Genomic DNA, 23371 nt, shown 5'->3' on the forward strand with positions numbered 1-23371 from the left:
CACCCCCACCGCCGACTTCCCCGCCGCCGTGGTCGACGCCCCGTGGGTCGACGAGACCCTCTCCCGTGCCGCCGCCGAACTCGCCGGCCACCTCCGCGAACCCGACGCGGCCCGCGCCCTCGCCGACGCCGGCTTCCGAGTCGACGGCCAGCCCGTCCCCCGCACCGACGCGGTTCCCTTCCCCCGCATCGAACAGACCCTGAACCGCGCCGCCCCGGCCGTGGCCGACATCCTCCTCGACCACCGGCGCGCACCCGTCGCACCCCGCACCACCACGATCCTCCTCGACACCTCCACGTCCATGGGAACCGTCGAGGGTGACGACACCCGTCTCGCCCACATCGCCACCGCCCTGGACCAGCACGTCGCCCGCTCGCCGGATGCCTCGACACTCGCCATGTGGATCTTCGCCCGCGACCTCGACGGCACCACCCCGTACCGCGCCGCGGTGACGCGCGGCACCCTCACCGCGGACCAGCGCACCGCGCTGACCGCTGCCCTGACCGCTGCCGACACCACCGACGGCTCCGCCGTCTACCGGTCCCTGGCCGCCGCCTACGTCGACGCCGTGCGCAACCACACCCCCGGCAGGCCGAACTCCGTCCTCCTGATCACCGACAGCGCCAACGACGACGACACCTCCCGCCAACGCATCCTCGACCTCGTCGCCGCCGCCGGCGACCTCGATCGGCCCGTCCGGATCGACGTCGTGGCGCTCGGCGACGACACGGACCGCAACACCCTGCAGACCCTCGCCGACCGCACCGGCGGTGCGCTCGTCCCCGTCGCCACGACCGACGGACCCGATCTCGCCGCCGCCCTCCGAAAGCTGATGTCCTGACACCCGTGATCCGCCTTCTCGTCGCGGGGACGTTCCTCGCCCTCATCTCCTTCTGGCTCCACCGCCGCCTCGTCCGAGCCCCCGGCCTGCGCGGCCGTTCGGCGATCGCCGCGAACACCGCCCTCGGCGTCCTCCTCGTCGTCGCTCTGATCGGTGCGCAGAGCGGCACGGCGCTCGACCCGCGCTGGGCCCGCCCGTTCGGATTCCTCGGCTGGACCTGGCTCGGCGTCGTGCTGTACCTGGTCCTCGGCACGCTCCTGATCGGGATCGTGTGCCTCGCGGCGCGAGCGGTACGCCGTTTCCGGGGCGACGCCCACCCGCCGGATCCCTCCAGGCGGCGCGCCCTGCAGATCGCGACGGGCGCGCTGACCGTCGCGGCGGTCGCCGCCGTCGGCTACGGCACGGTCGAGGCCGCTCGGCCCCGGGTCGTGCACACCCGGATCCCGCTGCGCCGGCTCCCGGCCGGATTCGACGGGTTGCGCGTCGCACTCGTCACCGACCTGCACGTCGGCCCGTCACGCGGTCGCGAATTCACCCGTCGCGCGGTGGACCTCGTCAACGCGCAGCAGCCGGACCTGATCGTTCTCGGCGGGGACCTCACCGACGGCACGATCGCGCTCGTCGGGCAGGATCTCGCTCCCCTCGCCGACCTGCGAGCTCCCCTCGGGGTCTACGGAGTCAGCGGCAACCACGAGTATTACGCCGACGACGCGCTGTCCTGGCTCGATTTCTGGGAAACCCTCGGCGTACGCACCCTCCGCAACGAACGAGTCGCCCTGGAGCGCGGTGGCGATGTCATCGATCTCGCCGGCATTCACGACTATTCGGCACCGGCCCCGAACGAAGCGGATCTCACCGCAGCGTTGCAGGGCCGCGATCCCGAGCGCTTCGTCCTCCTGGCTGCCCATCAGCCCCGGCAGGTGTTCGAAGCCCGCGACCACGGCGTCGACCTGCAATTGTCCGGGCACACACACGGCGGACAGATGTGGCCGCTCGGATACGTCGTGCCCCTGCAACAGCCGACGGTGACGGGCCTCGACCGGTTCGGCGACACCCTCGTGTACACCTCCCGCGGCACCGGTGCCTGGGGTCCGCCGGTGCGCATCGCCACCCCTCCGGAAGTGACAATTCTGGAACTGAACACTGCTCAGGGCTGATCTCTGCGTCCGTGGGTTTGGGTGTGGGTTTCGTGATTGAGTTGGTGACGGAGTGTTCGGTTATTTATTGTATTCCGTAGAGGTCGGAATTTTTTCAGGTGGTTCTTCGGGGCTGGGCCACCCACCGCCCAGCCCCGAAGATTCGCTCAGCTGCTGTAGGCCTCCAACGGCGGGCACGAGCACACGAGGTTCCGATCCCCGTAGGCCCCGTCGATGCGTCGCACCGCGGGCCACACCTTCGCGCGGCTCTGCCCCAGCGGATACACCGCGATCTCCCGGCTGTAGGGATGGGTCCAGTCCCCGACCAGGCACTGGGCAGTGTGCGGCGCGCCGCGCAGCGGGTTGTCGTCCGCCGGCCACTCCCCTGCCCCGACGCGATCGATCTCGCCGCGGATGGCGATCATCGCGTCGATGAACGCGTCGAGTTCGGAGAGGTCCTCGCTCTCGGTGGGTTCGACCATCAGGGTGCCCGCGACGGGGAAGCTCATGGTCGGCGCGTGGAAGCCGTAGTCCGCCAGCCGCTTGGCCACGTCGTCGACGGTGACCCCCGTATCCTTCGTCAGGGGGCGCAGATCGAGGATGCACTCGTGCGCCACCATGCCGTTCTCACCCGTGTACAGGACGGGAAAGTACTCGTCGAGCCGGCGCGCGATATAGTTCGCCGACGCGATCGCCGTCAGCGACGCCCGCCGCAGGCCCTGGGCCCCCATCAGCTTGATGTACGCCCACGTGATCGGGAGGATGGAGGCCGATCCGAACGGCGCCGCCGACACCGGCCCGCCGCCCCCGAGACCGGGTTCGGCCGGGTGTCCGGGCAGGAACGGCGCCAGGTGCGCGCGCACACCGATCGGCCCCACGCCGGGGCCGCCACCACCGTGCGGGATGCAGAAGGTCTTGTGCAGGTTCAGATGGCTCACGTCGCCTCCGAACTTGCCGGGACGCGCCAGACCGACGAGGGCGTTCAGGTTGGCGCCGTCGATGTACACCTGCCCGCCGGCGTCGTGCACGGCACCGCAGATGTCGGCGATCTCGTGTTCGTAGACGCCGTGGGTCGACGGGTACGTGATCATGATCGCGGCGAGACTTTCGGCGTGATCGGCGATCTTCGCACGCAGATCGTCGAGGTCGACGTCACCGTTGGACCGGCACGCCACGACCTCGACGCGCATGCCGGCCATGACCGCGGAGGCTGCGTTGGTGCCGTGTGCACTCGACGGGATCAGGCAGGTGTCCCGGTGCTCGTCGCCCCGGCTCAGGTGGTAGTGGCGGATGGCGAGCAGCCCGGCGTACTCGCCCTGGCTACCGGCGTTCGGCTGCAGGCTCACCGCGTCGTACCCGGTCACCGCGGCCAGCCACCCTTCCAGGTCGCCGATGAGCCGGCGGATGCCCGCGGTCTGATCCGCGGGGGCGAAGGGATGCAGCGCCGAGAACTCGGGCCAGGTGATCGCCTCCATCTCGGTGGCGGCATTGAGCTTCATCGTGCACGACCCCAGCGGGATCATGGTGCGGTCGAGCGCGAGGTCCATGTCCGACAGGCGGCGCAGGTATCGCATCATCGCGGTCTCGGTGCGGTACCGGGTGAACGCCTCGTGCTGCAGGTACGCGCTCGTGCGCGCGAGCTGCCGCGGCAGGGCGGGTGTGTCTCCGGCCGCGGTGTCCTCCGCGCCGAACGCGGCGAGGACCGCGGCCACGTCGGCGTCCCGGGTCGCTTCGTCGCACGAGATCCCGACGTGGTCCCCGTCGACGCGACGAACGTTGATGCCGGCCTCGAGCGCGGCCGCGACGACCGTGTCGGCGCGGCCGGGAACGCGGGTCAGCACGGTGTCGAAGAAGCTATCGTGCACCACGTCGATGCCGGCGGCCGTCAGCGACGCCGCGAGACGGGCGGCCCGGCCGGACACGCGGGTCGCGATCGCGGCCAGGCCCTCGGCTCCGTGGTACGACGCGTACATGGCGGCGAGCACCGCGAGGAGAACCTGTGCGGTGCAGATGTTGCTGGTCGCCTTCTCGCGCCGGATGTGCTGCTCACGCGTCTGCAGCGCCAGCCGGTAGGCCGGTGCGCCGTCGGCGTCGACCGATACACCGACGAGCCGGCCCGGCAGGTTGCGGGCATGGGCGGCGTGCACGGCGAGATAGCCGGCGTGCGGCCCGCCGAATCCCATCGGCACGCCGAAGCGCTGGGTGGTGCCGAAGCACGCGTCCGCGCCCTGTTCGCCGGGCGGGGTGAGCAGAGTGAGCGCCAGCAGGTCCGCGCCCACCGCGACGAGGGCCCCACGCTCGTGCGCCGCCTCGACGAGGGGGCCCGCGTCGAACACCCGGCCGGAGGCCCCCGGGATCTGCAGGACGACGCCGAAGAACTCCCCCTCCGGCAGGCCGTCGTCGACGAGGTTCGCGGTGACGATCTCGATCCCCAACGGTTCTGCCCGGGTCGCGAGGACCGCGGCGGTCTGGGCGAACAGGTCGGTGTCCACGACGACCCGCGCACTCCTGGACTTGCGGTTGGCGCGCTTGAGCAGCGTCATCGCCTCCGCGGCGGCGGTCGCCTCGTCCAGCATCGACGAGTTGGCGACCTCCATGCCGGTCAGGTCCGAGACCATGGTCTGGAAGTTGAGCAGTGCTTCGAGGCGCCCCTGGCTGATCTCCGGCTGGTACGGGGTGTATGCGGTGTACCAGGCGGGATTCTCGATGATGTTGCGCAGCAGCACCGGCGGGGTCAGCGTGCCGTAGTACCCCTGGCCGATCATCGATGTCGCGACGGTGTTCCGGCCCGCGAGTTCCTTCAGCGCCGTCAGCACCTCGTGTTCCGACAACGGCGCGTCGAGCGACTCGAGTCCGTCCGCGACTCCGTCGGCGCGGGCGTCGAGGATGCCGGCGGGCACCGCTTTGACGGCCAGCTCGTCGAGGGATTCGACGCCGATGACGTCGAGAATGCGGCGCAGTCCCGCCGCGTCGGGGCCGACGTGGCGGTCGGCGAAGGTGTACGTGGCGGCGTCGGTCATCGCGACTCCCTGAGGTCGGAGGTCCGCATCCGCGCAGGGGTCGCGCGGTGCGTGTCCTCCCCCTCTGTCGCGAGCTCGCCGGGGCGAGCGCCTGAGAGATTCGGTACCGGAGCGAGCCGGTCCTTTCCCCGTGGGCGGGTGGGTGCTCCCACCGCTTTCCAGAGACGTCGGTGCCCGTACGGTCCTCGATGCCTGAGAGATTGACGGGGAGGTGCTGCTCCTTCGGCGTCCGGAACAGGTCCGGAACTCTCCCGCACGGCGGCGACGTAGCACCGATTCTAGGGCACGGGGGCGCCCGGCAGCACCGAGGCTGCAGGTGTTTCGTGTGACGAGCGTCTAGCCGATCCGCCGATTGACGCGTTCGCGACGGCGGGAGGCCAGTTCGTCCTCGGGACGCTGCTCGACGTTGCCGCCGTCCAACCTCTCGGCCGGGAAGTCGGCGATACTGCCCGTCAACTCCCGCATCGCGCCGCTCACCGCGATCCCGAACACGCCCTGTCCGCCCTGCAGTAAATCGACCACCTCTTCCGGCGAGGTGCACTCGTACACGGTGGTGCCGTCGGAGAACAGGGTGATCTTCGCCAGGTCCCGCACTCCGCGTTCCCGGAGATGGTCGACCGCCACCCTGATGTTCTGCAGGGAGATGCCCGTGTCCAGCAGGCGCTTGACGATCTTCAGGACCAGAATGTCCTTGAACGAGTAGAGCCGTTGACTGCCCGAACCCGCCGCGCCGCGAATGGACGGAACGACCAGATTCGTCCGCGCCCAGTAGTCGAGCTGACGGTAGGTGATGCCGGCGATCTGGCAGGCGATCGGCACGCGGTAGCCGACGAGCTCGTCAGGCACCGAATCGTCCGGGAACAGACCCGGCTGCATCTCGTCGGCGTCGAGAGATGCCCGTGACGGGGCTGCGCGGTCGACGGCGTCGAAGCTGAGCTGCTGTCCCTGCGGCCGATCTCCCACTGTTGTGACTCCCTCTCGCGTGCACAGGCGTGCCCCGGAACGAACGACGGGCGGATCCCCCACCCCATCCGATCGTCGAGCGCCCGCTTGACCCACCGAGTCGATCCGTAGCGATTCACTCAGCGTACGCCCCGTGCGAAAAGTTGGGCAGCAACACGCCGACCGGACGACGATCTTCCGGTCCTGTACCACTCGTCGCAGAGCGCGCCCCGGCCACCGTGACCGGGAGTCGCGACAGAACCTCGGCGACGTTCGACGATCAGCCGTCCGTCGCCTTGAAGTCGTCGGGGGACACGGATTCGAGAAACTCCTTGAACTTCTCGACCTCGTCCTCCCGCTCATCCGGCATGACGAGGCCCGCTTCCACCAGCACCGGCTCCTCCACGAAGACCGGCGCGCCGATGCGCAAGGCTACAGCGACCGCATCGGAAGGACGGGACGACACGCGCAGACCGCCGTCGAAGATGAGATCGGCGTAGAACGTCCCCTCTTTGAGGTCCACGATCCGGACCTCCTGGAGGGTGCGGCCGAACGCATCGACCAGATTCTTGATCAAGTCGTGCGTCAGCGGCCGGACCGGCTCGACACCCTGCTGTTCCAGCGCTATCGCCGTGGCCTCCATCTGGCCGATCCAGATCGGCAGATACCGATCACCGTCGACCTCGCGCAGCAGGAGGACAGGCTGATTCTGCGGTTGCTCGACCCGAATCCCCACTACTCGCATCTCGCTCATCGAGCCGCCTCCCATCCCTGCTGTGCGTCGGTGGCGAACCGTCCGCCGATATCCCCCTGAATTCTAGTGCCAACGAGCCGCCGTCGTCAGAGTCGACGCTACGGCTGCCACACTCACCGATCGAGAGCGCCCCGAACGGCCGCCTTGACGAGGCACGTGTGCATCGTCAACGACAACGCCGCCAATTCCCGCACCATTTCCTCGGCCCGGGCGCGCGCCCCGACGTCCCGGCCCTTCGCGACCGGACCGGCGATCTGCGCCACCAGGCCCGCCTCCCGGTCGGCCGCGAGCTTGAAGGCACGCAGGTGCCGGACCTCGAGGCCGAACTCGGACATGGCCTTGGCGGTGCGAGCCAGCAGCACCGCGTCCTCGTCGAAGAAGCCGGCCGCGCCGGGCGCGATGAGCCCGGCGCGGATCAGCTCCGTGAGAAAGGACGATTCGATGCCCGCCCGCCGGCACAGGTCCTCCCGGCCGACCCGCACCTCCCGGTCCGTGCGCAGATCCTCCGGCGACACCTCGCCCGGCGCCACCGCCAGGGGCCGGGGCCGCTTCGGGCGGCTCTCCACCGAACCCACCGTCGCGACACCGCGGTCGATCGCCTCGAGCTGTTCCTTGATCACCTTCAGCGGCAGGTACTGGTCCCGCTGCGCGGTCAGCACGTACCGCAGGCGTTCGCAGTCCGCGATCGAGAAACGTCGATAACCCGACGGGGTGCGTTCCGGACTGATCAGTCCCTCGGATTCGAGGAAGCGGATCTTGGAGATCGTCACGTCCGGAAATTCGGGACGTAGCCGATCGAGCACGGACCCGATCGACATTCCCCCCGGTGACGGCTGGCGGGCAGCGGTCATCAGCTACCCGTGCCCTGCGAACCCCGCGGGCCGGTGAGGAACACCAGCCGGAACTTTCCGATCTGTACCTCGTCGCCGTTCGCGAGGACCGCCGAGTCCACCGGCTCGCGGTTGACGTAGGTGCCGTTCAGGCTTCCCACATCGACGACCTGGAACTCGCCCTCGTCCTGACGGAACTCGGCGTGCCGGCGGCTCACCGTCACGTCGTCGAGGAAGATGTCGCTGTCCGGGTGACGCCCGGCCGACGTCGTCGGCTGATCGAGCAGGAAACGCGACCCGGCGTTCGGGCCACGCTTGACGACGAGCAGCGCCGATCCTGTGGGAAGCCCCTCGACCCCCGAGACGGGGGCCTCGGTCGTCCCCGTGCCCGCGCCGGTGGTATCGAGTTCGTTCAGGAAGTCGGCACGAAACACCGAAGTGGTTTCCGCAGGGGTTTCCTCGTAGCCCGCGTTGCCGTTCTCGCTCACCGTATCTCCTTATCCGTTCGGCCCTTCGGGATCGCTCCCCCTGGGCCGCAGTTTCGTTCAGCCACGATCACTTCCGGTACGGACCCGCGCCCCGACCCGGCACACGCCTACCGTTGACCGTACCCTGCACAACGTCCTTCGTGCAGGCAGACGCGGTCCCGGCCGGACGCGGCGTCAGTTCTGCGTGATCGCGCGGTACCCGTCCGCGTCGAGCGTGCTCGCCAGAGCGGCGTCGAGCTCGTCCTTGCTGCCCACCTCGAGGTCCACCAGCCAGCCGCCCTCGTACGGATCGCTGTTGACGAGCTCGGGATTGGCATCCAGATCCGGGTTCACCCCAACGACTTTCGCCGTGAGCGGCGCGAACACGTCGGAAACACTCTTGGTCGACTCCACCTCGCCGAACGAATCGCCCGCGGTGATCTCCGCTCCGGTCTCCGGCAACTGCACGAAGACGACGTCGCCGAGCTGCGACTGGGCGTAGTCCGTGATGCCGACGCGCGCAGTCGCGTCACCGGTTCGGCGAACCCACTCGTGCTCCGCCGTGTAACGCAGATCGGCGGGTGTTCGGAACTCACTCACGACAGGTCCTTTCGGGCAGCGACATTCGCGTGGAACGCCGGGTTCAATTACCGGGCTGAGAGTATTGTCGCGGCTCGATCTCCCGCAAGGCGGGCACGTCGACCTGCGGCGACTGTTCGATCTGTACCGACCCGCCCGCGCGCGCCACCGTGTCGACCACGCCGCCGGGGATGTTCAGAGCCGCCGCCAGCGTGGGCGCGTCCCCGATCGCGGCGACGGTATAGGGCGCCGCGATCGATCGATCGTCGACGACCAGCGCACCGGCGGTTCCGCCCACCCAGGAGTCCACGCCGATACGGGCGACGGCGCCGCCGGTCCCGGAGACCTGGACGGCCTCCGCCCCCGCGGCGCGCAGCTCCTGGATCGTGTCGAGGAGGACTTCCGGACCCACGCCGCGCCGAGGGTCGGAGATGGTCAAGATCACTCCCGGACCGGCCGCCGGGGAGGTGCCCACCTGGATCTCCAGGGCCGACAGGCGCTGCTGCGCCTCGGCGAGCGCGGCCTCGGACCCGTTCCGTTCCAGGCTCCCCAGCGTCTGCTCCAGGGTGGTGATTTCCTGCCGCAGCTCCGCCTCGCGCCGATTGAGGTTGTCGAGCACCACCAGCAGGTCGGCCGGACGGGCGGAGTCGAGCGCGTCGCCCGAACCGGTGTTCCTGACCTGTGTGGCGATTCCCGCGCCCAGCACCACCATGAGCAGCGCCGCCAGGGCGGAAAAGACGATCCGCGATCGGCGCGCCGACCCGCTCTCGGCCGGTTCGTGCCGTTCGTGCTTGCCCTCGTGCATCCGGCTACGCCCCGAACAGTCTGCGCCGCAGCGCGGATGCATTGCCGAAGATCCGGATACCGAGGACCACGACGATCGCGGTGGACAGCTGGGTGCCCACGCCGAGCTGGTCGCCGAGCCAGACGATCAGTGCGGCGACGAGCACGTTGAAGACGAAGGAGACGACGAACACCTTGGCGTCGAAGATCTCGTCCAGATAGGCGCGAAGTCCCCCGAAGACCGCGTCGAGCGCGGCGACCACCGCGATGGGCAGGTAGGGCTGGACCACGTCGGGAACCTGGGGGCTGAAGATCACACCCACGGCGATGCCCACACCGAGGGCCAGCACCGCATAGAGGGCGTATCCGCGCTTGGTCGCCACAGTCTTCACCGCTCTCCCGTTTCCCGTGCCGCTGCGACGTCGCGTACCGAGGCGCCCGGCAACGCGAGGTCCGTCGCCTCCGTGATGGTGAAACCTACCCCGTACAGCTGTTGCACCCCGGACATACGCAGGTAGGCGTCGCTGACGACGAAGCCGGTCTGCAGATCGGCCGGGGACCCGACGGCGGCGACGGTGTAGGGCGAGAAGACCGGCTGGTTGTCCACGAGCATCGCTCCCCCGGCCTGCCGGACCGTGACACCGGGACCGACCCGTACCCCGTTGATCGCGACGGCCTCGGCCCCGCTTGCCCAGAGGGCGTTGACGACCGACTGCAGGTCGCGGTCGAGGATCACCGAGGTGCTGCGGGCACGGTCCTTCTCCGCGGAGTCCGTCAGGTCGGGGCGCGAGGTGGGATCGGCGAGGGTGACGGTGATCCCGGGGCCGCGCACGGGAGCCGCGGCGGCGGCCTCCTCGGCTCGGGCGAGCCGGTCGAGCACCGCCGTACCCTGTTCGTCGTCGGCGAGCACCTCGATGCGGCGCAGTTCCACCTGGGTGGCCAGGTCGTCGCGGGTGGCCGCGAGGACGTCGTTGCGGTCCTCGGCGGTGCGGACCGTGGCAAGGATCTCGTTGCGTGCCTGATCGCTACCGAATTCCCGCTCGATGTTCTGGGCGTAGGCCACTCCGAGGACGAGTCCGGCGAGCAGGCCACCGAGGACCAGCCAGAGCCCGACGCCGACCCGGGTGGGCCGGGCGTGGCCGACGGCGCGGTCGTGCGCCGCGGCCGCGTAACCGGGGTCGAGGTGGTCCTCGAGAAGCGCCTTGAGCAGCGACGGCACGGGGTTGCGGCGGATCTGCTCCCAGTTGCGGTTCATTCGGTGGCAGGCCCTCCCGAGGTGGGTACCGCACGGGCCGTCCGCACCGCCTGCGACAGGTAGAGCACTCCCGTCCACACGTAGAGGGCAGTCCCCCAGAGGAGGGCGGCCCAACCGGCGGGCGCGAGGACGCCGGCCGCGGCGGGAAGCGCTTCCGCGGCCAGCAGGAGCGGCAACGCGAACATCAGCAGGAAGGTGGCGCCCTTACCCAGGTACAGCACCTCCGGTGGCGGCAGGCCGCGGCGACGGTAGACGGCCAGGGTCGGGGCGAGGACCAGCTCCCGGCCGATCAGAACCGCGGCGATCCACCACGGCACGATGCCGCGGGCCACCAGGGCGAGGAGGGTGGTGACGACGTAGAGGCGGTCGACGAGCGGATCCAGCACCGCGCCGAGCCGCGAGGCCTGGTCGAGCAGCCGCGCGAGCTTGCCGTCGGCCCAGTCGGTGATCCCGCTGAGCATGAGGACCGCAAGCGCCCATCCGTCGGCGTGCCGGACGAGGACCAGATAGAGGAAGATCGGGATGCCGACCAGGCGGACGAGGCTCAGCACGTTGGGGACGGTGACGATGCGGTCGGATCGGGCCGACGCACCAGCCGTCGTCGCGTCGTTCATCGTCCGTCCTGTCGCTCGGGTGGGGTCGGTTCCGACAGCCTTGCACACGCCTCGTCGCCGCCGGCCGGCCGACTCGTCACCTCCACGCGAACACGGGCTGTTCCAGGTCGTCGATGCGGGTGCTGCGGCGGTGGAGCACGACTTCACGGAACTGGTACACCACCGCCGCGGTGGGGGCGTGGACGAGATGTCCCCGGAACGGCCACTGGATCACCGGCTTGTCCGATTCGGGTATGGCGACGAACCGGGGTTCGCTGTCGAGCTCGGATGCGGTGACGGCATAGAGTGCGGCCACCTCGTCGGGGTTGGGCACGAGATCGTCGATACCGGCATCCGCCCAGACCACGTACGGGGAGATGACGTAACCCGAGCGGGTGATGTAGTCGTCGAGGCGGCCGAGAATGCCGCCGGGATCGGTGCGCAGGCCCAGTTCCTCGTGCAGCTCGCGCAGCGCGGCCACGTCGGGTGCCTCCCCGTCGTCGAGACGTCCGCCCGGCAGGGCGAACTGGCCGGGGTGAGCTCGCAGGCGGGTCGGGCGGCGGGTGAGCGGCACGACCGGGTTGCCGTGCCCGTCGTCGAGTACGGCGACGACCACCGCCGCGTGGCGCCGGCCTTCCAGCGGCAGGGAGCGGGGTTCGAACGCGGCGAGCGCCGACCCGATCTCGGTCGGGTCCAAGGGGTTCCGGACGGTCATGGCCTCGACATTAGGGGGTGGGGACTGCGATTCTGCGCATGGATCGCCGAATCGGTCCGCCCCGTGGGTCCACCCGGTGCATAGTTGTCCGAGGAAACGAACGGATCCAGGGGTACACGAGGACGTGAGCATGCAGCGCACCACCCGACCGATGGCCGAGGTCCGACAGGGAGTCGCGGACCGGGTGGTGGGCCGGGCCCGGGAAACCGACCTCCTGCTCGCCGCCATCGGCGCGGGGCGCGACGTGCTGCTCGAGGGGCCACCGGGCACCAGCAAGTCCACCCTGCTCGGGGCCATCACCGCCGAGCTCGGCAGTCCGCTGATGTTCGTCGAGGGGAACGCCGATCTCACGCCGGCACGCCTGGTGGGCTATCACGATCCGGCGCGGGTGCTGTCGGAGGGCTACCACGAGGACAACTTCGTGCCCGGCCCGCTGGTGGCGGCGATGCGAGCCGGCGGGGTGCTCTACCTCGAGGAGTTCAACCGCTCGCCCGAGGACACACTGAACAGCCTGTTGACCGCGATGGCGGAGCGGCGGATCACGGTGCCGCGGGTGGGCACGGTCGAGGCCGATCCGGCGTTCCGCGTGGTGGCCTCGATGAACCCGTTCGACAACATCGGCACCGTCCGGTTGTCGATGAGCGTGCACGACCGGTTCTGCCGGCTGTCGGTGGACTATCAGGACCCACAGGCCGAACGCGAGATCGTCGTCCGGCGCACCGGGTGCGGGTCGGCCCGGCTCGTCGCCGACGCGGTAGCTCTCACCCGCGCCACGCGCGGGCACCCCGATCTGCGCGGCGGGTCCAGCGTCCGCGGCGCGATCGACTTGACGCTGGTCGCGATGCAGCTGATCGACATGCGGGACGTGCGTGGTGAGCTGCCGGACTCGACCGACCCGCCGCGCGATCTGCTGCCGGACTACACCGGCGCTGTGCTCGACGCCCTGCTGGTGGCTCTGTCCGGGCGGATCGCGGTGGACGAGGTCGCCGAAACCACACCCGAGGCGGTGTTGCGGGAGATCTGGGAGGACCATTTCCTCCTCCGCCCCAGCACCGCGTCCCCCGGTTGAAGAGCCGTCCCCGCGGACGGCCCCGTGCACCGGCGCACCCAGCGCCACTCCACCGGTCGGGGAAAACCGTTCCGGCGCAAGCCGAAGCAGCTGTCGAGGGCCCCGACGCTGTACGAGAACCGAGGTAGCGGCCAGGGTGTGGCGATGGTCGGCGGTCCGCATCGTCAGGGGCGCAGCCCCGGAACGGGTCCCGGTGCGGGTACCGGGACGACCGACGAGCCGGCCGAGATGCTGACACTGGCCGACCTCGATGCGTCGGGCCCCGCCGCCGACGCCGAGGTCCGACGCCGGGCCCGCGAGATCGCTGCGCGCCTGTCCGTGCCGCGCCCGCGGCACCGTCGCCTGCCGCGGCGGGGCGTCGGCAGACTGCGAACCCTGCCGTATCAGGACGGCGCCGAGGAACTCGACCTCGACCGCACCGTCGAGGTACTCGCCGAGGACCCGTTCGCGCGGTCGACCGATCTGATGATGCGGGACCGGATCCGCGACCGCCGGAAGGTGGTGCTGGTCGTCGACATCTCCGGGTCGATGCGCGGAGAACGCATCCGCACCGCCGCGGCCGCGGTGGGTGCCGTGGCCGGCGAGCTCGGCCACGACGATCTGGCGGTGGTGGCGTTCTGGTCCGAAGCCGCGGTGCTCAGCGCTCTCGGTGAGCCGGTCTCCCCCTCCCGGCTGGTTGATCTGCTGCTCCGGATCCCGAGCAAGGGTCTGACGAACGTCGGCTTCGCGCTCGAGGTGGCGGCGCGTCAGCTCCGGGACGTACCCGCCGACGAAGGACGGGTGCTGTTGCTGTCCGATTGTGTGCACAATGCCGGGCCCGATCCGCGGACCGCCGCCTCCCGGCTCCCCCGGCTCGACGTGCTCGCCGACATCTCCGGCGAACACGATCTGCTCACCGCCCGCGACCTCGCTCACGCCGGGCGTGGGCTTGCCCTGCCGATCCGGGGCCACCGCGACGTCGCTGCGGCCATCTCTCGCGCGTTCGGCGCCTGACTGTCTGGTTTTCGTCGAGGTGGGTTGTTCGGTGGGGTGTGTGGAGTTGTGGTGGAGTTTGGAAAATTTTTCTGTTCCGTACTTGTCGGATTATGTAGGCCGGACTTGGGTGCGCCGGGCTGCGTTCTTCTGGGAATTCTGTTGTTCCGTTTGCTTCGAATTCAGACCTGGCGGTACCGCAGGGTGCCCGCTCCCCTCCCCCTCTCGTGTCCGAGGGCGCACCGTTCGGACGGGCGGGAGAAGCGTGCCGTCGTGGCTCGCTCACGCCCGGTCCACGTCCAAGCACAGGATCGCCGAGTCGCTCAGGCTTCCCAGATACAACCGCCCGGCATGCTCGGCGACGCCCGTCACCTGGCCGAAGGGCACATCCCGGCACTCGAAGTCGTGAAGCACCCGGCCGTCCTCCCCCACCCCCAGCACCCAGGTCGTGCGAGCGGGACGAGCCAGGCGCGCCACCGGCAGTCGCCACAACGCCCGGCGTATTACGGGTGGGCTGCCTCCGAGCCGGTCGAGAACACCATTGCGGGGCGCAACCATCGCCACCCACAGCCGGCCGCCGCGCGCCCGGGAGACGTTGTCCGGCGTTCCCGGAAGGTTCGTCATCAGCGGACGCGGCGCGTGGGGGACGCGGACCGGCAGTCCGGTCAGGCAGTAACCGCCGGTTTCGGCGAACAGGACAGAGGATTCGTCCTCGGTGAGAGTGATGCCGTTCGGGAAGTGGAGACGGTCGAGTACGACATGAACCGAACCGTCCGGGTCGCGGCGCAGCAGTCGGCCGCTGCCGCGGTGCTCGAGCAGGGCGCCCACGTAGTGGTCCAGACCGTGGCGGGTGCTGGACTGGGTGAACCAGACGGTGCCGTCCCGGGCGGCGGTGGCGTTGGAACAGAACGTCAGAGGCCGACCGTCGACCACGTCGACCAGGGTCCGGACGGTCCCGTGGCGGACGTCTACCTGCAGGAGACCACGGTGCGCGTCGCAGACGAGGAGATCGCCGTCCGGTAGCACTTCGAGGCCGAGGGGCCTTCCGCCCGTCTCCGCGACGGTGTCTTCGGTGCCCGTCCCGGGGTCGACTCGCAGGATACGACCATCCTCGACACCGCACAGCACCCTTCCGTCCATGTCGACGACCACGTCCTCAGGGCCGCGGCCGCTCAGCGGGATGCGAGTGAAGGCGGGAAACGGGTCGTCGCCGGCGCGCCGGCGCGCACGTGGCGGTGGGGGCGGCAGGTGTCGGAGAGCGGGCTCGAGTGGCATCTTGCGCATCGGCGGCATGGAAGGATCCTGCCGGGTGGGCCCATGCCGCCCGCGTTCAGCTCTCCAGGCGCTTCTTCAGACCGGTGAGCGTACTGTCGACCAAGCCCTTGATCACCCGATTCCGCAGGAAACCGGGCAGCGGCAGGTTGTGATGGATGGTCAGCTCGTACGTGACGGAGGTGCTGGCCGGACCGACCGCATCGAGTTGGTAGCGGCCCTCCTGACCGGTCTGCAGGCGTCCTTGGAGCATCGACCAGCTCATGCCGTCGTCGCGGTGCCGGTAGGTGAGGGTGTAGCTGTCGGTGCCGACGGTGGCCGACGCCTTGAACCGGGCGGTACGCGGCAGTCCGGTCTCCTCGTCGACCTCGAGCACCTCGGCCTCGAGGATCTCGGGGATCCACTCGGTCTGGCTCTCGAGGTCGCGGATGGTCGCGAGCACGGTGTCCAACGGTGCCTCGACCTGGACGGTCTTGGTGGCGCTGTCAGTGGGCATGCTCGCGCTCCCCGTAGTAGCCGAGCCGGAGCAGGGCGGTGATCTCGCTGATCAGCGGCATCCGCGGGTTGGTGCGGTTGCTCAAGTCCTGGAAGGCGGTCATCGCCAGCTCCGGCAGGGCGGCGAGGAACTCGTCCTCCGCGATGCCGATCTCCTTCAGAGTGCGCGGCACGCCCATGCGGCGGAGCAGATCCTCGACACCCTGGAAGAGCCGGCGGCGGCTCTCCTCGGGTTCGTGGCCGCCGAAAACGATCCGCCCGAGCTGGGCGTACTTCTCGGGCGCGACGTACGCGGAGTAGCCCGGAGCCGGCATGAACTTGGTCGGCAGGCTGGCGTTGTAGCGCAGGGTGTGGGGCAGGAACACCCCGTTCACCCGGCCATGAGCGATGCCGAACCTGGCACCGACGGAGTGCGCGAGTGCGTGGTTCGTGCCGACGAAGGCGTTCGAGAAGGCGAGTCCGGCGAGAGTGGCGGCATTGGACATGTCGGTGCGGGCGGACAGATCGTTCGGATCGTCGTACACCCGCGGCAGCGCTTCGAAGATCAGGCGCGCCGCCTGGACACAGAACGCATCGGTGAAGGGCGAGGCGAAGATGGAGGCCACCGCTTCCAGCGCGTGGGTCAGCGCGTCGATGCCGGTGTCCACGGTCAGGGTGCGCGGCATCGAGAGGGTGAGCATCGGGTCCACGACCGCCATATCCGGAACCAGCGAGTAGTCGACGAGGGTCTCCTTGCGGCCGGCGACCGTGAGGACGGCCGCGGGTGAGACCTCCGATCCGGTGCCGGCGGTGGTGGGGATTGCCACCAGCCGCAGCTTGTGCGGATCCTGCGGGTACTCCGCCATGCGCTTGCGGGGGTCGAGGAACGGCAGCGTCAGCCCCGCGAGATCCTTCTCCGGGTGTTCGTAGAACAGCCGGATCGCTTTCGCCGCGTCGATCACCGACCCGCCGCCGATGGCGATGAGCAGGTCCGGCGGGTTCCCCTCGAGCAGCGCGACGCCGCGGCGGATGGTGGCCTCGTCCGGTTCCGGTTCGACCTCGCTGAACACCTTGATGTGCTCCGCGCGCAGGTGGGCGCGCAGCTCGTCGACCACTCCCCGCTGTTCGCTCAACGCGTCGGTGACCACCACGACGCTGGTGCAGGGGACGTCGCGGAGGTTCTCGAGGGCACCGGCATTGAAGTAGGTGTTGGAAGGCACGCGGAACCACTGCGGCGGAGTGCGCCGGTGCGCGACGGTCTTGATGTTGAGCAGCTGCTGGTAGTTGACGTTCTCGGTGGTGCTCGATCCGCCCCACGTGCCGCAGCCCAGGGAGAAGGTGGGGGTGAGGTTGTTGTAGATCCCGCCGAGCGCGCCGACCGCGGTCGGGGCGTTGACGAGAATCCGGCCGGTGCGCACGGCCAGACCGTAGGCGTCGATGACCGCCGGATCGGTGGCGTAGATGGCAGAGGTGTGACCGAGACCGCCGTGTTCGGTGACGAGCACGGCGGCGTCGATGCCGTGCTGGACGTCGCGGGCGCGCACGAGACCGAGGACGGGCATCAGCTTCTCCTGCACCAGCGGGTGCGCCGCGAGCTGGTCGAGGTCGGACGGCAACGGCGCCAGGAGCACCTTGACCGCCGGATCCACGGTGAAGCCCGCGCGGGCGGCCAGTTCGGGAGCCTGCTGGCCGAGCGCGGCGAGGTTGACCTTGTCGCCGCAGCCGAACGCGAACTCGGCCACCGCGGCGGCCTGCTCGTCCGTGAGTACGTGCGCCCCCATCCGCTCGAACTCGGCGACGGTGGCGTCGTAGATCTCGTCGTCGATGATGCAGGTCTGTTCGGCGGGGCAGATCACGGAGGCATCGAAGGTCTTCGAGATGAGGATGTCGACGACGGCGCCCTCGATGTCGGCCGTGCGGTGCAGATAGATCGGGGCGTTGCCGGGTCCCACGCCGAGCGCGGGCTTCCCGGCCGCGTTGGCGAGGGAAACGATCTTCTGCCCGCCGGTGACCCAGATGAAGTCGACCCGAGGATGCTTGAACAGGTAGTGGGTGACCTCATGGGCGGCGTCGGGAATGACCTGCAGCGCGCCGGGGGGCATACCGGCCGCTTCTGCTGCCGCGCGCAGGATCTCGACCGTGCGTTCGCACGACCGCACGGCGAAGGGCGAGGGCCGGAAGATGACGGCGTTGCGGGTCTTGGCCGCGACGATCGCCTTGTAGAGCACCGTGGAGGTGGGGTTGGTGACCGGGGTGATCGCCAGGACGACGCCGATGGGTTCGGCGACGCGGACGATGCTACGCTCGACGTCCTCCTCGATCACGCCCACGGACTTCTTGTCCTTGAGGTAGTCGTAGAGGAACTCGGTGGCCACGTAGTTCTTGACGACCTTGTCCTCGAAGACGCCGAATCCGGTCTCCTCGATCGCCACCGATGCCAGTTCCGCGGCCGCCCGGATGCCGGCCTGCGCCATGGCTTCGACGATCGCGTCGACCTGTTGCTGGTCGAGTGTGCGGAACTCGGCCGCCGCGGCGGTCGCCGCGTCGACGACCGCGTCGATCTGCTCGTGCCGGACCGAGCCGGTGTCGACGGCGGAAGTCGCCTCCGCCGTGGCGGCGTCGCCGGTGCTGTTGACGGCCTGGGATTCGGTGCCGATCCGGGTTTCGGTCATGTTGTCTCCTCGGACTGGAGATGCCCGTCGCGCCTCGGTGTGGCCGCGGCTCCTTTTCGCGACAGTACTCGCGGCCCGAGGTGTTGACTGCGGTCTTTGGACCCTGACCGTGGGCCTTTCGCGGGGGCTACCGCTCCCGCACCCGGGGGCGGTCGGTTCCGGGGTGAGCCGCGGAGGGTGGCCCCACGCGAACGAGGCGGTCCCGGTAATTCGGGACCGCCTCGTCGTGGGTCGGGCTGACAGGATTTGAACCTGCGACCACTTGACCCCCAGTCAAGTGCGCTACCAAGCTGCGCCACAGCCCGTCCGCGCTCTCGTCGAGCGCTCGTTGAGATTACAACAGGGACGGACTGATTCACCAATCGCCTGGTCAGGACCGTTTCGGGTGCTACTTGCCGCGGCGGTCCCGTTTCTCGCGCACGCGCACGGAGATCCGTACCGGGCTGCCCTCGAAGCCGAACTCCTCGCGCAGCCGCCGCTCGAGGAATCGGCGGTAGCCGGCCTCGAGGAATCCGGTGGTGAACAGCACGAAGGTCGGCGGCCGGGTGCCGGCCTGGGTGGCGAACAGCACCCGCGGCAGGCGGCCACCGCGCATCGGCGGCGGAGTCGCGGCGACGATCTCCTTGAGCCAGGTGTTGAGCCGGCCGGTGGAGATGCGCTTGTCCCAGGACTCGAGGGCGGTCTCCATGGCCGGCACGAGCTTCTGCACGGCCCGGCCGGTCTTGGCGGAGATGTTCACACGCGCCGCCCACGGCACGCGCAGCAGATCGCGTTCGATCTCCCGGCCCAGCTCGTAGCGACGGTCCTCGTCGACGAGGTCCCACTTGTTGAAGGCGATGACGAGGGCGCGGCCCGCGTCGGCGACCATCGAGATCACCCGCTGGTCCTGCTCGGTGATGGGCTCGGAGGCGTCGATCAGCAGCACCGCCACCTCGGCGGCCTCGATGGCGCCGCGGGTGCGCAGCGAGGCGTAGAACTCGGCCCCGGAGGCGGTGTTGACGCGCTTGCGCAGGCCGGCAGTGTCGACGAACCGCCATGTCTTGCCGCCGAGCTCGACGAGGGAGTCCACCGGGTCGACCGTCGTGCCGGCGACGTTGTGTACCACCGACCTTTCGTCGCCGGCCAGCTTGTTGAGCAGGCTGGACTTGCCGACGTTGGGCTTGCCGACCAGCGCGACACGACGCGGGCCTCCCCCGCCGGTGCCCTCGCGTGGGGTCTGCGGCAGCACCGAGAGCAGCTCGTCGAGCAGGTCCCCGGTGCCGCGGCCGTGGGTGGCCGACACCGAGTACGGCTGCCCCAGGCCCAGCGACCACAGGGCGGCCGCTTCGGCCTCGACGCGGTCGTCGTCGACCTTGTTCGCGACGAGCAGCACCGGCGTCTTGGAGCGGCGCAGGACCTTGGCGACGGCCTCGTCGACGGCGGTGGCGCCGACGGTCGCGTCGACGACGATCAGGATCGCGTCGGCCGTGCGCATCGCAATCTCCGCCTGCCGCGCGACGGACTGTTGCAGGCCCTTCGCGTCGGGCTCCCAGCCGCCGGTGTCCTGCACCATGAATCGGCGGCCGTTCCAGTTGGCCTCGTACGAGACGCGGTCGCGGGTCACGCCCGGCACGTCCTCGACGACCGCTTCGCGGCGGCCGATGATGCGGTTGACCAGTGTCGACTTGCCGACGTTGGGTCGTCCGACCACGGCGACGGTCGGCACGGGCACGAACTCCTCGAGTTCGTCTGCCCCGGCGAGCTCGAGGTCCCAGTCCGCTTCCTCCGACCAGGTGCCGTCGCCGGCGAATTCCGTCACGTCCTCGCTCACAGGGTCGCTCCCGTCTGCTCGGCGACCACGGCGGCGAGCGCGGCGATCACTTCGTCGATGTCCATGTCGCTCGTGTCGACGACGACCGCGTCGTCCGCCGCGCGCAGCGGGGACACCGCGCGGGTGGAGTCGAGGTGGTCGCGGCGCTGCACCGCGGCGAGCACCGCCTCGTAGTCGTCGCCGCGGCCTTCGGCGATGTTCTGCTGGTTGCGCCGCTGCGCACGGGCCTCGGCGGAGGCGGTGAGATAGATCTTCACGTCCGCGTCGGGGAACACGACGGTGCCTATGTCGCGGCCCTCGACGACGATGTGCCCGGCGTCGCGGCCGATGCGCTGTTGCGCTGCGACGAGGGTCCGTCGCACCGCGGGGACGGCGGAGACGGCGGAGACGGCGCCGGTGACCTCGCCGCCGCGGATGATCTCGCGTACGTCCTCCCCGGCGAGCCGGATGTCCTCGACCTCCGGGTCGGTGCCGATCGACCAGGGCAGGGACGTGGTGGCGGCGGCGATAGCGGCGGGATCGGTCAGGTCCGCCCCCGCGCGCAGGGCGTGCAGGGTCGCGACCCGGTACATGGCGCCGGTGTCGAGGTAGGCGGCGGCGAGGCGGCGGGCGAGGCGCTTGGAGACGGTGGACTTGCCGGTACCCGACGGACCGTCCATGGCGACGATCAGGGAGCTCACAGGCCCACCGCCTGGTAGAGGCCGCCGACTTCCTTGCGACCGAGCACCCGCAGGGTGCCGGGTCGCTGGTCGCCGAGCGCGACGGGTCCGATGTCGGTGCGCACCAGGCGGATCACGGGGTGGCCGACGGCGTCGAGCAGGCGGCGCACGATGTGCTTGCGGCCCTCGTGCAGTTCGAGGCGGACGAGGGACTGACCCTCGTTGACCTGCAGGAGCGCGAAGGAGTCGACCTTGGCGGGGCCGTCGTCGAGTTCGACGCCGGCGCGCAGCTGCTTGCCGATACCGCGCGGGAGGACGCCCTTGACGGTGGCGAGGTAGGTCTTGGTCACCTCGTAGGAGGGGTGCATGAGCCGGTGGGCGAGCTCGCCGTCGTTGGTGAGCAGCAGCAGCCCTTCGGTGTCGGCGTCGAGCCGGCCGACGTGGAAGAGGCGTTGTCCGGCGGCGACGCGTTCGGAGACGATGTCGCCGACGCAGGGGCGGCCGAGGTCGTCGGACATAGTGGACTGCCAGCCGCGTGGCTTGTTGAGCACGAGGTGGACGAGGTCCTTGTTGACGACGACGCGCACGCCGTCGACGCGGACGACGGCGTTCTCGGGGTCCACGCGCAGGCCCTGTTCGGTGACAATGGAGCCGTCGACCTCGACGCGTCCGGCGGCGATGAGTTCCTCGGCGGCGCGGCGGGACGCCACTCCGGCCTGGGCGAGGACCTTCTGCAGGCGCATGCCTTCGCCGGCGGGCAGCTGGGGGCGCTCGGCGGTGTGCTGGTGCCGGGCGGGTTTGGCGTTGCTGATCTTGGGGAGGGCCGCCGGGCGTTGGGCCTGGGGCTTGGGCGCGGCGGGACGGCCGCGCTTGTTGAGCGGGGTGTCGCCCTTGCGGTGCGCTTTCTTGGGCGTGGCCGCGTGGGCGGCGGGTTCGCCTCGTCGTTCGCGCGGGGGGTTCCCCGCGCGGGAGGTGGTCTTTCTGCGGTCCGGTGTGCCATCACGGCGAGCGGGCTTGTGCACTTTTTTCCTGTCTCAATCGGGATCGAACGGCGCGGGCGAGGTGGACTCGGTGCGCGGGTTCCTTCCTATTCTCGCAAATCGTGGGTCGGCCTCGAGACTTTCGCTGATGTCGTCGATCACATCGACGTCCGGGAGCAGCGGCGCGAGGGGCGGCAGGTCCTGCAGGGAGGCCAGGCCGAGGCGTTCGAGGAACAGTTCGGTGGTGACGTAGCGGGTGCCGCCGGTCTCGGGGTCGGTGCCGTCCTCGGCGATCAGGTCGCGGGCGAGGAGGGTGCGCATGACGCCGTCGACGTTGACGCCGCGGACGGCGCTGACGCGTGCGCGGGTGACGGGCTGGCGATAGGCGACGACGGCGAGGGTTTCCAGGGCGGCGCGGGTGAGCTTGGTGCGGGCGCCGCCCTGTAGGAGCCGTTCGACGTACGGGGCGTAGTCACGGCGGGTGTAGAAGCGCCAGCCGTCGCCGGCGTAGCGCAGGTCGATGCCGGAGCCGCGCGCGTCGAGGTCGGCTGCCATGCGGTGCAGGGTGGTCTCGACGCGGGTGGCGGTGACGCCGATGGCGTCGGCGAGCTGGGCGTTGGGGGCGGGGGTGTCGACGACGAGGAGCAGCGCCTCGAGGGCGGCGGCGAGTTCGCCGTCGGTCATCTCGAGCAGTTCGGCGTCGAGTCCGCGCGGGTCGGGGTCCGGTGTGTCGCTGCTCACCCGTAGTCCTCCTCGAATGTGGTGACGGCGTCGTCGTTCTCGCCGGTCCAGGCCACCTGTAGCGGCCCGAGCGGCTCGGGTTGGTCGAAGGTGACGGCTCGTTCGCGGTAGAGCTCGAGCAGCGCGAGGAACCGGGCGACGATCTGCAGGCTGTTGTCGCATTCGGCGACGAGTTGGCCGAAGGTGGCCCAGGTGCCGGCGCCGTGGGCGCGCAGCAGGGTGAGCAGGCGGGCGGCCTGTTCGGGGACGGAGACCTGGGGGGTGTGGAGGTGGTCGAGGCCGACGCGGGGTGGCGGCTTGGGCCGGAATGCGGCGGCGGCGATCTCGGCGAACCGGGCCGCGTCGACGCCGAGGACGACCTCGGGCACCAGGTTCTCGTACTGCGGTTCGAGCGAGACCGCGCGTGGGTAGCGGCGCAGGGCGGCGGCTTCGAACTCGGCGAACAGGTCGGCGATCTGTTTGAAGGCGCGGTATTGCAGCAGGCGGGCGAAGAGCAGGTCGCGGGCCTCGAGCAGGGCGAGGTCCTCGGGGTCGTCGACGTCGCCGGAGGGCAGGAGGCGGGCGGCCTTGAGGTCGAGCAGGGTGGCGGCGACGACGAGGAACTCGGTGGTCTGGTCGAGTCCCATCTCGGGGCCGAGGGCGCGGGTGTAGGCGATGAACTCGTCGGTGACCTCGTGCAGGGCGACCTCGGTGACGTCGAGGCGGTGCTGGGAGATCAGGGTGAGCAGCAGGTCGAAGGGGCCCTCGAAGTTGCGCAGCCGTACCTGGAAGCCCGCGGGGGGCGGGGCGGGCCGGGCAGCGTCGGGC

Annotated in this window: 22 protein-coding genes, 1 tRNA gene, 1 pseudogene and 1 riboswitch; of the genes and pseudogenes, 4 read left to right on the forward strand and 20 right to left on the reverse strand. The window is 70.1% G+C overall.

Features of this window, described 5'->3' with window-relative positions:
* Positions 1–841 (forward strand): annotated as a pseudogene (locus tag G6038_RS25640) (hypothetical protein); the annotation flags it as partial.
* Between the two features lie 5 nt (positions 842–846).
* The gene (locus G6038_RS25645) at positions 847–1998 is read left to right on the forward strand and encodes a metallophosphoesterase (protein WP_165040981.1); all 1152 of its coding nucleotides are present in this window, start codon (positions 847–849) and stop codon (positions 1996–1998) included.
* A 146-nt stretch (positions 1999–2144) separates the two neighbouring features.
* On the opposite strand, the gene gcvP is transcribed toward G6038_RS25645, so the two are convergent.
* From gcvP to G6038_RS25700, 11 genes are all read right to left on the reverse strand, one after another.
* Positions 2145–4997 carry an aminomethyl-transferring glycine dehydrogenase gene (gene gcvP, locus G6038_RS25650; RefSeq protein ID WP_165040983.1) on the reverse strand — a complete coding sequence of 951 codons (2853 nt, stop codon included), beginning with the start codon at positions 4995–4997 and terminating at the stop codon, positions 2145–2147.
* Positions 4998–5166: 169 nt separating this feature from the next.
* A riboswitch (glycine riboswitch) is annotated at positions 5167–5261 on the reverse strand.
* 72 nt (positions 5262–5333) lie between these two features.
* On the reverse strand, positions 5334–5960 hold the full coding sequence (locus G6038_RS25655; protein ID WP_165040985.1) for a MerR family transcriptional regulator: 627 nt from the start codon (positions 5958–5960) through the stop codon (positions 5334–5336).
* A gap of 259 nt (positions 5961–6219) precedes the next feature.
* Positions 6220–6693, reverse strand: coding sequence for a bifunctional nuclease family protein (locus G6038_RS25660; protein WP_165040987.1), 474 nt, complete (start codon positions 6691–6693; stop codon positions 6220–6222).
* Between the two features lie 113 nt (positions 6694–6806).
* Positions 6807–7544 carry a MerR family transcriptional regulator gene (locus tag G6038_RS25665; RefSeq protein ID WP_165040989.1) on the reverse strand — a complete coding sequence of 246 codons (738 nt, stop codon included), beginning with the start codon at positions 7542–7544 and terminating at the stop codon, positions 6807–6809.
* On the reverse strand, positions 7544–8011 hold the full coding sequence (gene garA, locus G6038_RS25670) for a glycogen accumulation regulator GarA (RefSeq protein WP_006936772.1): 468 nt from the start codon (positions 8009–8011) through the stop codon (positions 7544–7546). Before garA ends, G6038_RS25665 begins: the two co-directional genes overlap by 1 nt.
* Positions 8012–8185: 174 nt before the next feature.
* Positions 8186–8590 (reverse strand): glycine cleavage system protein GcvH, encoded by a 405-nt coding sequence (gene gcvH, locus G6038_RS25675; RefSeq protein WP_165040991.1) that lies wholly within the window; start codon positions 8588–8590, stop codon positions 8186–8188.
* Positions 8591–8633: 43 nt separating this feature from the next.
* Positions 8634–9374 carry a DUF881 domain-containing protein gene (locus G6038_RS25680; RefSeq protein WP_165040993.1) on the reverse strand — a complete coding sequence of 247 codons (741 nt, stop codon included), beginning with the start codon at positions 9372–9374 and terminating at the stop codon, positions 8634–8636.
* A 4-nt stretch (positions 9375–9378) separates the two neighbouring features.
* On the reverse strand, positions 9379–9735 hold the full coding sequence (locus tag G6038_RS25685; protein WP_165041015.1) for a DUF1290 domain-containing protein: 357 nt from the start codon (positions 9733–9735) through the stop codon (positions 9379–9381).
* Positions 9736–9740: 5 nt separating this feature from the next.
* Positions 9741–10607: a DUF881 domain-containing protein gene (locus G6038_RS25690; protein ID WP_165040995.1), complete on the reverse strand. Its 867-nt coding sequence runs from the start codon at positions 10605–10607 to the stop codon at positions 9741–9743.
* Positions 10604–11221: a CDP-alcohol phosphatidyltransferase family protein gene (locus G6038_RS25695; protein WP_165040997.1), complete on the reverse strand. Its 618-nt coding sequence runs from the start codon at positions 11219–11221 to the stop codon at positions 10604–10606. Before G6038_RS25695 ends, G6038_RS25690 begins: the two co-directional genes overlap by 4 nt.
* Positions 11222–11297: 76 nt before the next feature.
* Positions 11298–11915, reverse strand: coding sequence for a CoA pyrophosphatase (locus G6038_RS25700; RefSeq protein WP_165040999.1), 618 nt, complete (start codon positions 11913–11915; stop codon positions 11298–11300).
* Between the two features lie 130 nt (positions 11916–12045).
* On the opposite strand from G6038_RS25700, the gene G6038_RS25705 reads away from it, so the two are divergent.
* Both G6038_RS25705 and G6038_RS25710 read left to right on the forward strand, forming a co-directional pair.
* Complete coding sequence (locus G6038_RS25705; protein WP_165041001.1) at positions 12046–12984, forward strand: MoxR family ATPase; 939 nt, start codon at positions 12046–12048, stop codon at positions 12982–12984.
* A 24-nt stretch (positions 12985–13008) separates the two neighbouring features.
* The gene (locus G6038_RS25710; protein WP_165041003.1) at positions 13009–13977 is read left to right on the forward strand and encodes a vWA domain-containing protein; all 969 of its coding nucleotides are present in this window, start codon (positions 13009–13011) and stop codon (positions 13975–13977) included.
* A 261-nt stretch (positions 13978–14238) separates the two neighbouring features.
* On the opposite strand, the gene G6038_RS25715 is transcribed toward G6038_RS25710, so the two are convergent.
* The 9 genes from G6038_RS25715 to G6038_RS25755 form a co-directional block, all read right to left on the reverse strand.
* Entirely contained in the window at positions 14239–15240 is a 1002-nt protein-coding gene (locus tag G6038_RS25715) for an SMP-30/gluconolactonase/LRE family protein (protein ID WP_206025625.1), read from the reverse strand.
* A gap of 46 nt (positions 15241–15286) precedes the next feature.
* A complete protein-coding gene (locus G6038_RS25720; RefSeq protein ID WP_100057001.1) occupies positions 15287–15724 on the reverse strand; it encodes an SRPBCC family protein in 438 nt (145 codons plus the stop codon).
* Entirely contained in the window at positions 15714–18374 is a 2661-nt protein-coding gene (gene adhE, locus G6038_RS25725) for a bifunctional acetaldehyde-CoA/alcohol dehydrogenase (protein ID WP_165041005.1), read from the reverse strand. Before adhE ends, G6038_RS25720 begins: the two co-directional genes overlap by 11 nt.
* Before the next feature lie 231 nt (positions 18375–18605).
* A tRNA-Pro gene (locus G6038_RS25730) sits at positions 18606–18679 on the reverse strand.
* Between the two features lie 83 nt (positions 18680–18762).
* Positions 18763–20184: a ribosome biogenesis GTPase Der gene (gene der, locus G6038_RS25735; protein WP_165041007.1), complete on the reverse strand. Its 1422-nt coding sequence runs from the start codon at positions 20182–20184 to the stop codon at positions 18763–18765.
* On the reverse strand, positions 20181–20843 hold the full coding sequence (cmk, locus tag G6038_RS25740) for a (d)CMP kinase (RefSeq protein ID WP_206025631.1): 663 nt from the start codon (positions 20841–20843) through the stop codon (positions 20181–20183). Before cmk ends, der begins: the two co-directional genes overlap by 4 nt.
* A 17-nt stretch (positions 20844–20860) precedes the next feature.
* The gene (locus G6038_RS25745; protein WP_346772920.1) at positions 20861–21865 is read right to left on the reverse strand and encodes a pseudouridine synthase; all 1005 of its coding nucleotides are present in this window, start codon (positions 21863–21865) and stop codon (positions 20861–20863) included.
* Positions 21866–21877: 12 nt separating this feature from the next.
* Positions 21878–22507, reverse strand: coding sequence for an SMC-Scp complex subunit ScpB (gene scpB, locus G6038_RS25750; RefSeq protein WP_206025632.1), 630 nt, complete (start codon positions 22505–22507; stop codon positions 21878–21880).
* A gap of 53 nt (positions 22508–22560) precedes the next feature.
* On the reverse strand, positions 22561–23371 hold an 811-nt coding region (locus G6038_RS25755; protein ID WP_165041013.1), incomplete at its 5' end, for a segregation/condensation protein A.

The sequence above is a fragment of the Rhodococcus sp. 14C212 genome (genome assembly GCF_011058195.1).
GTDB lineage: Bacteria > Actinomycetota > Actinomycetes > Mycobacteriales > Mycobacteriaceae > Rhodococcus > Rhodococcus aetherivorans.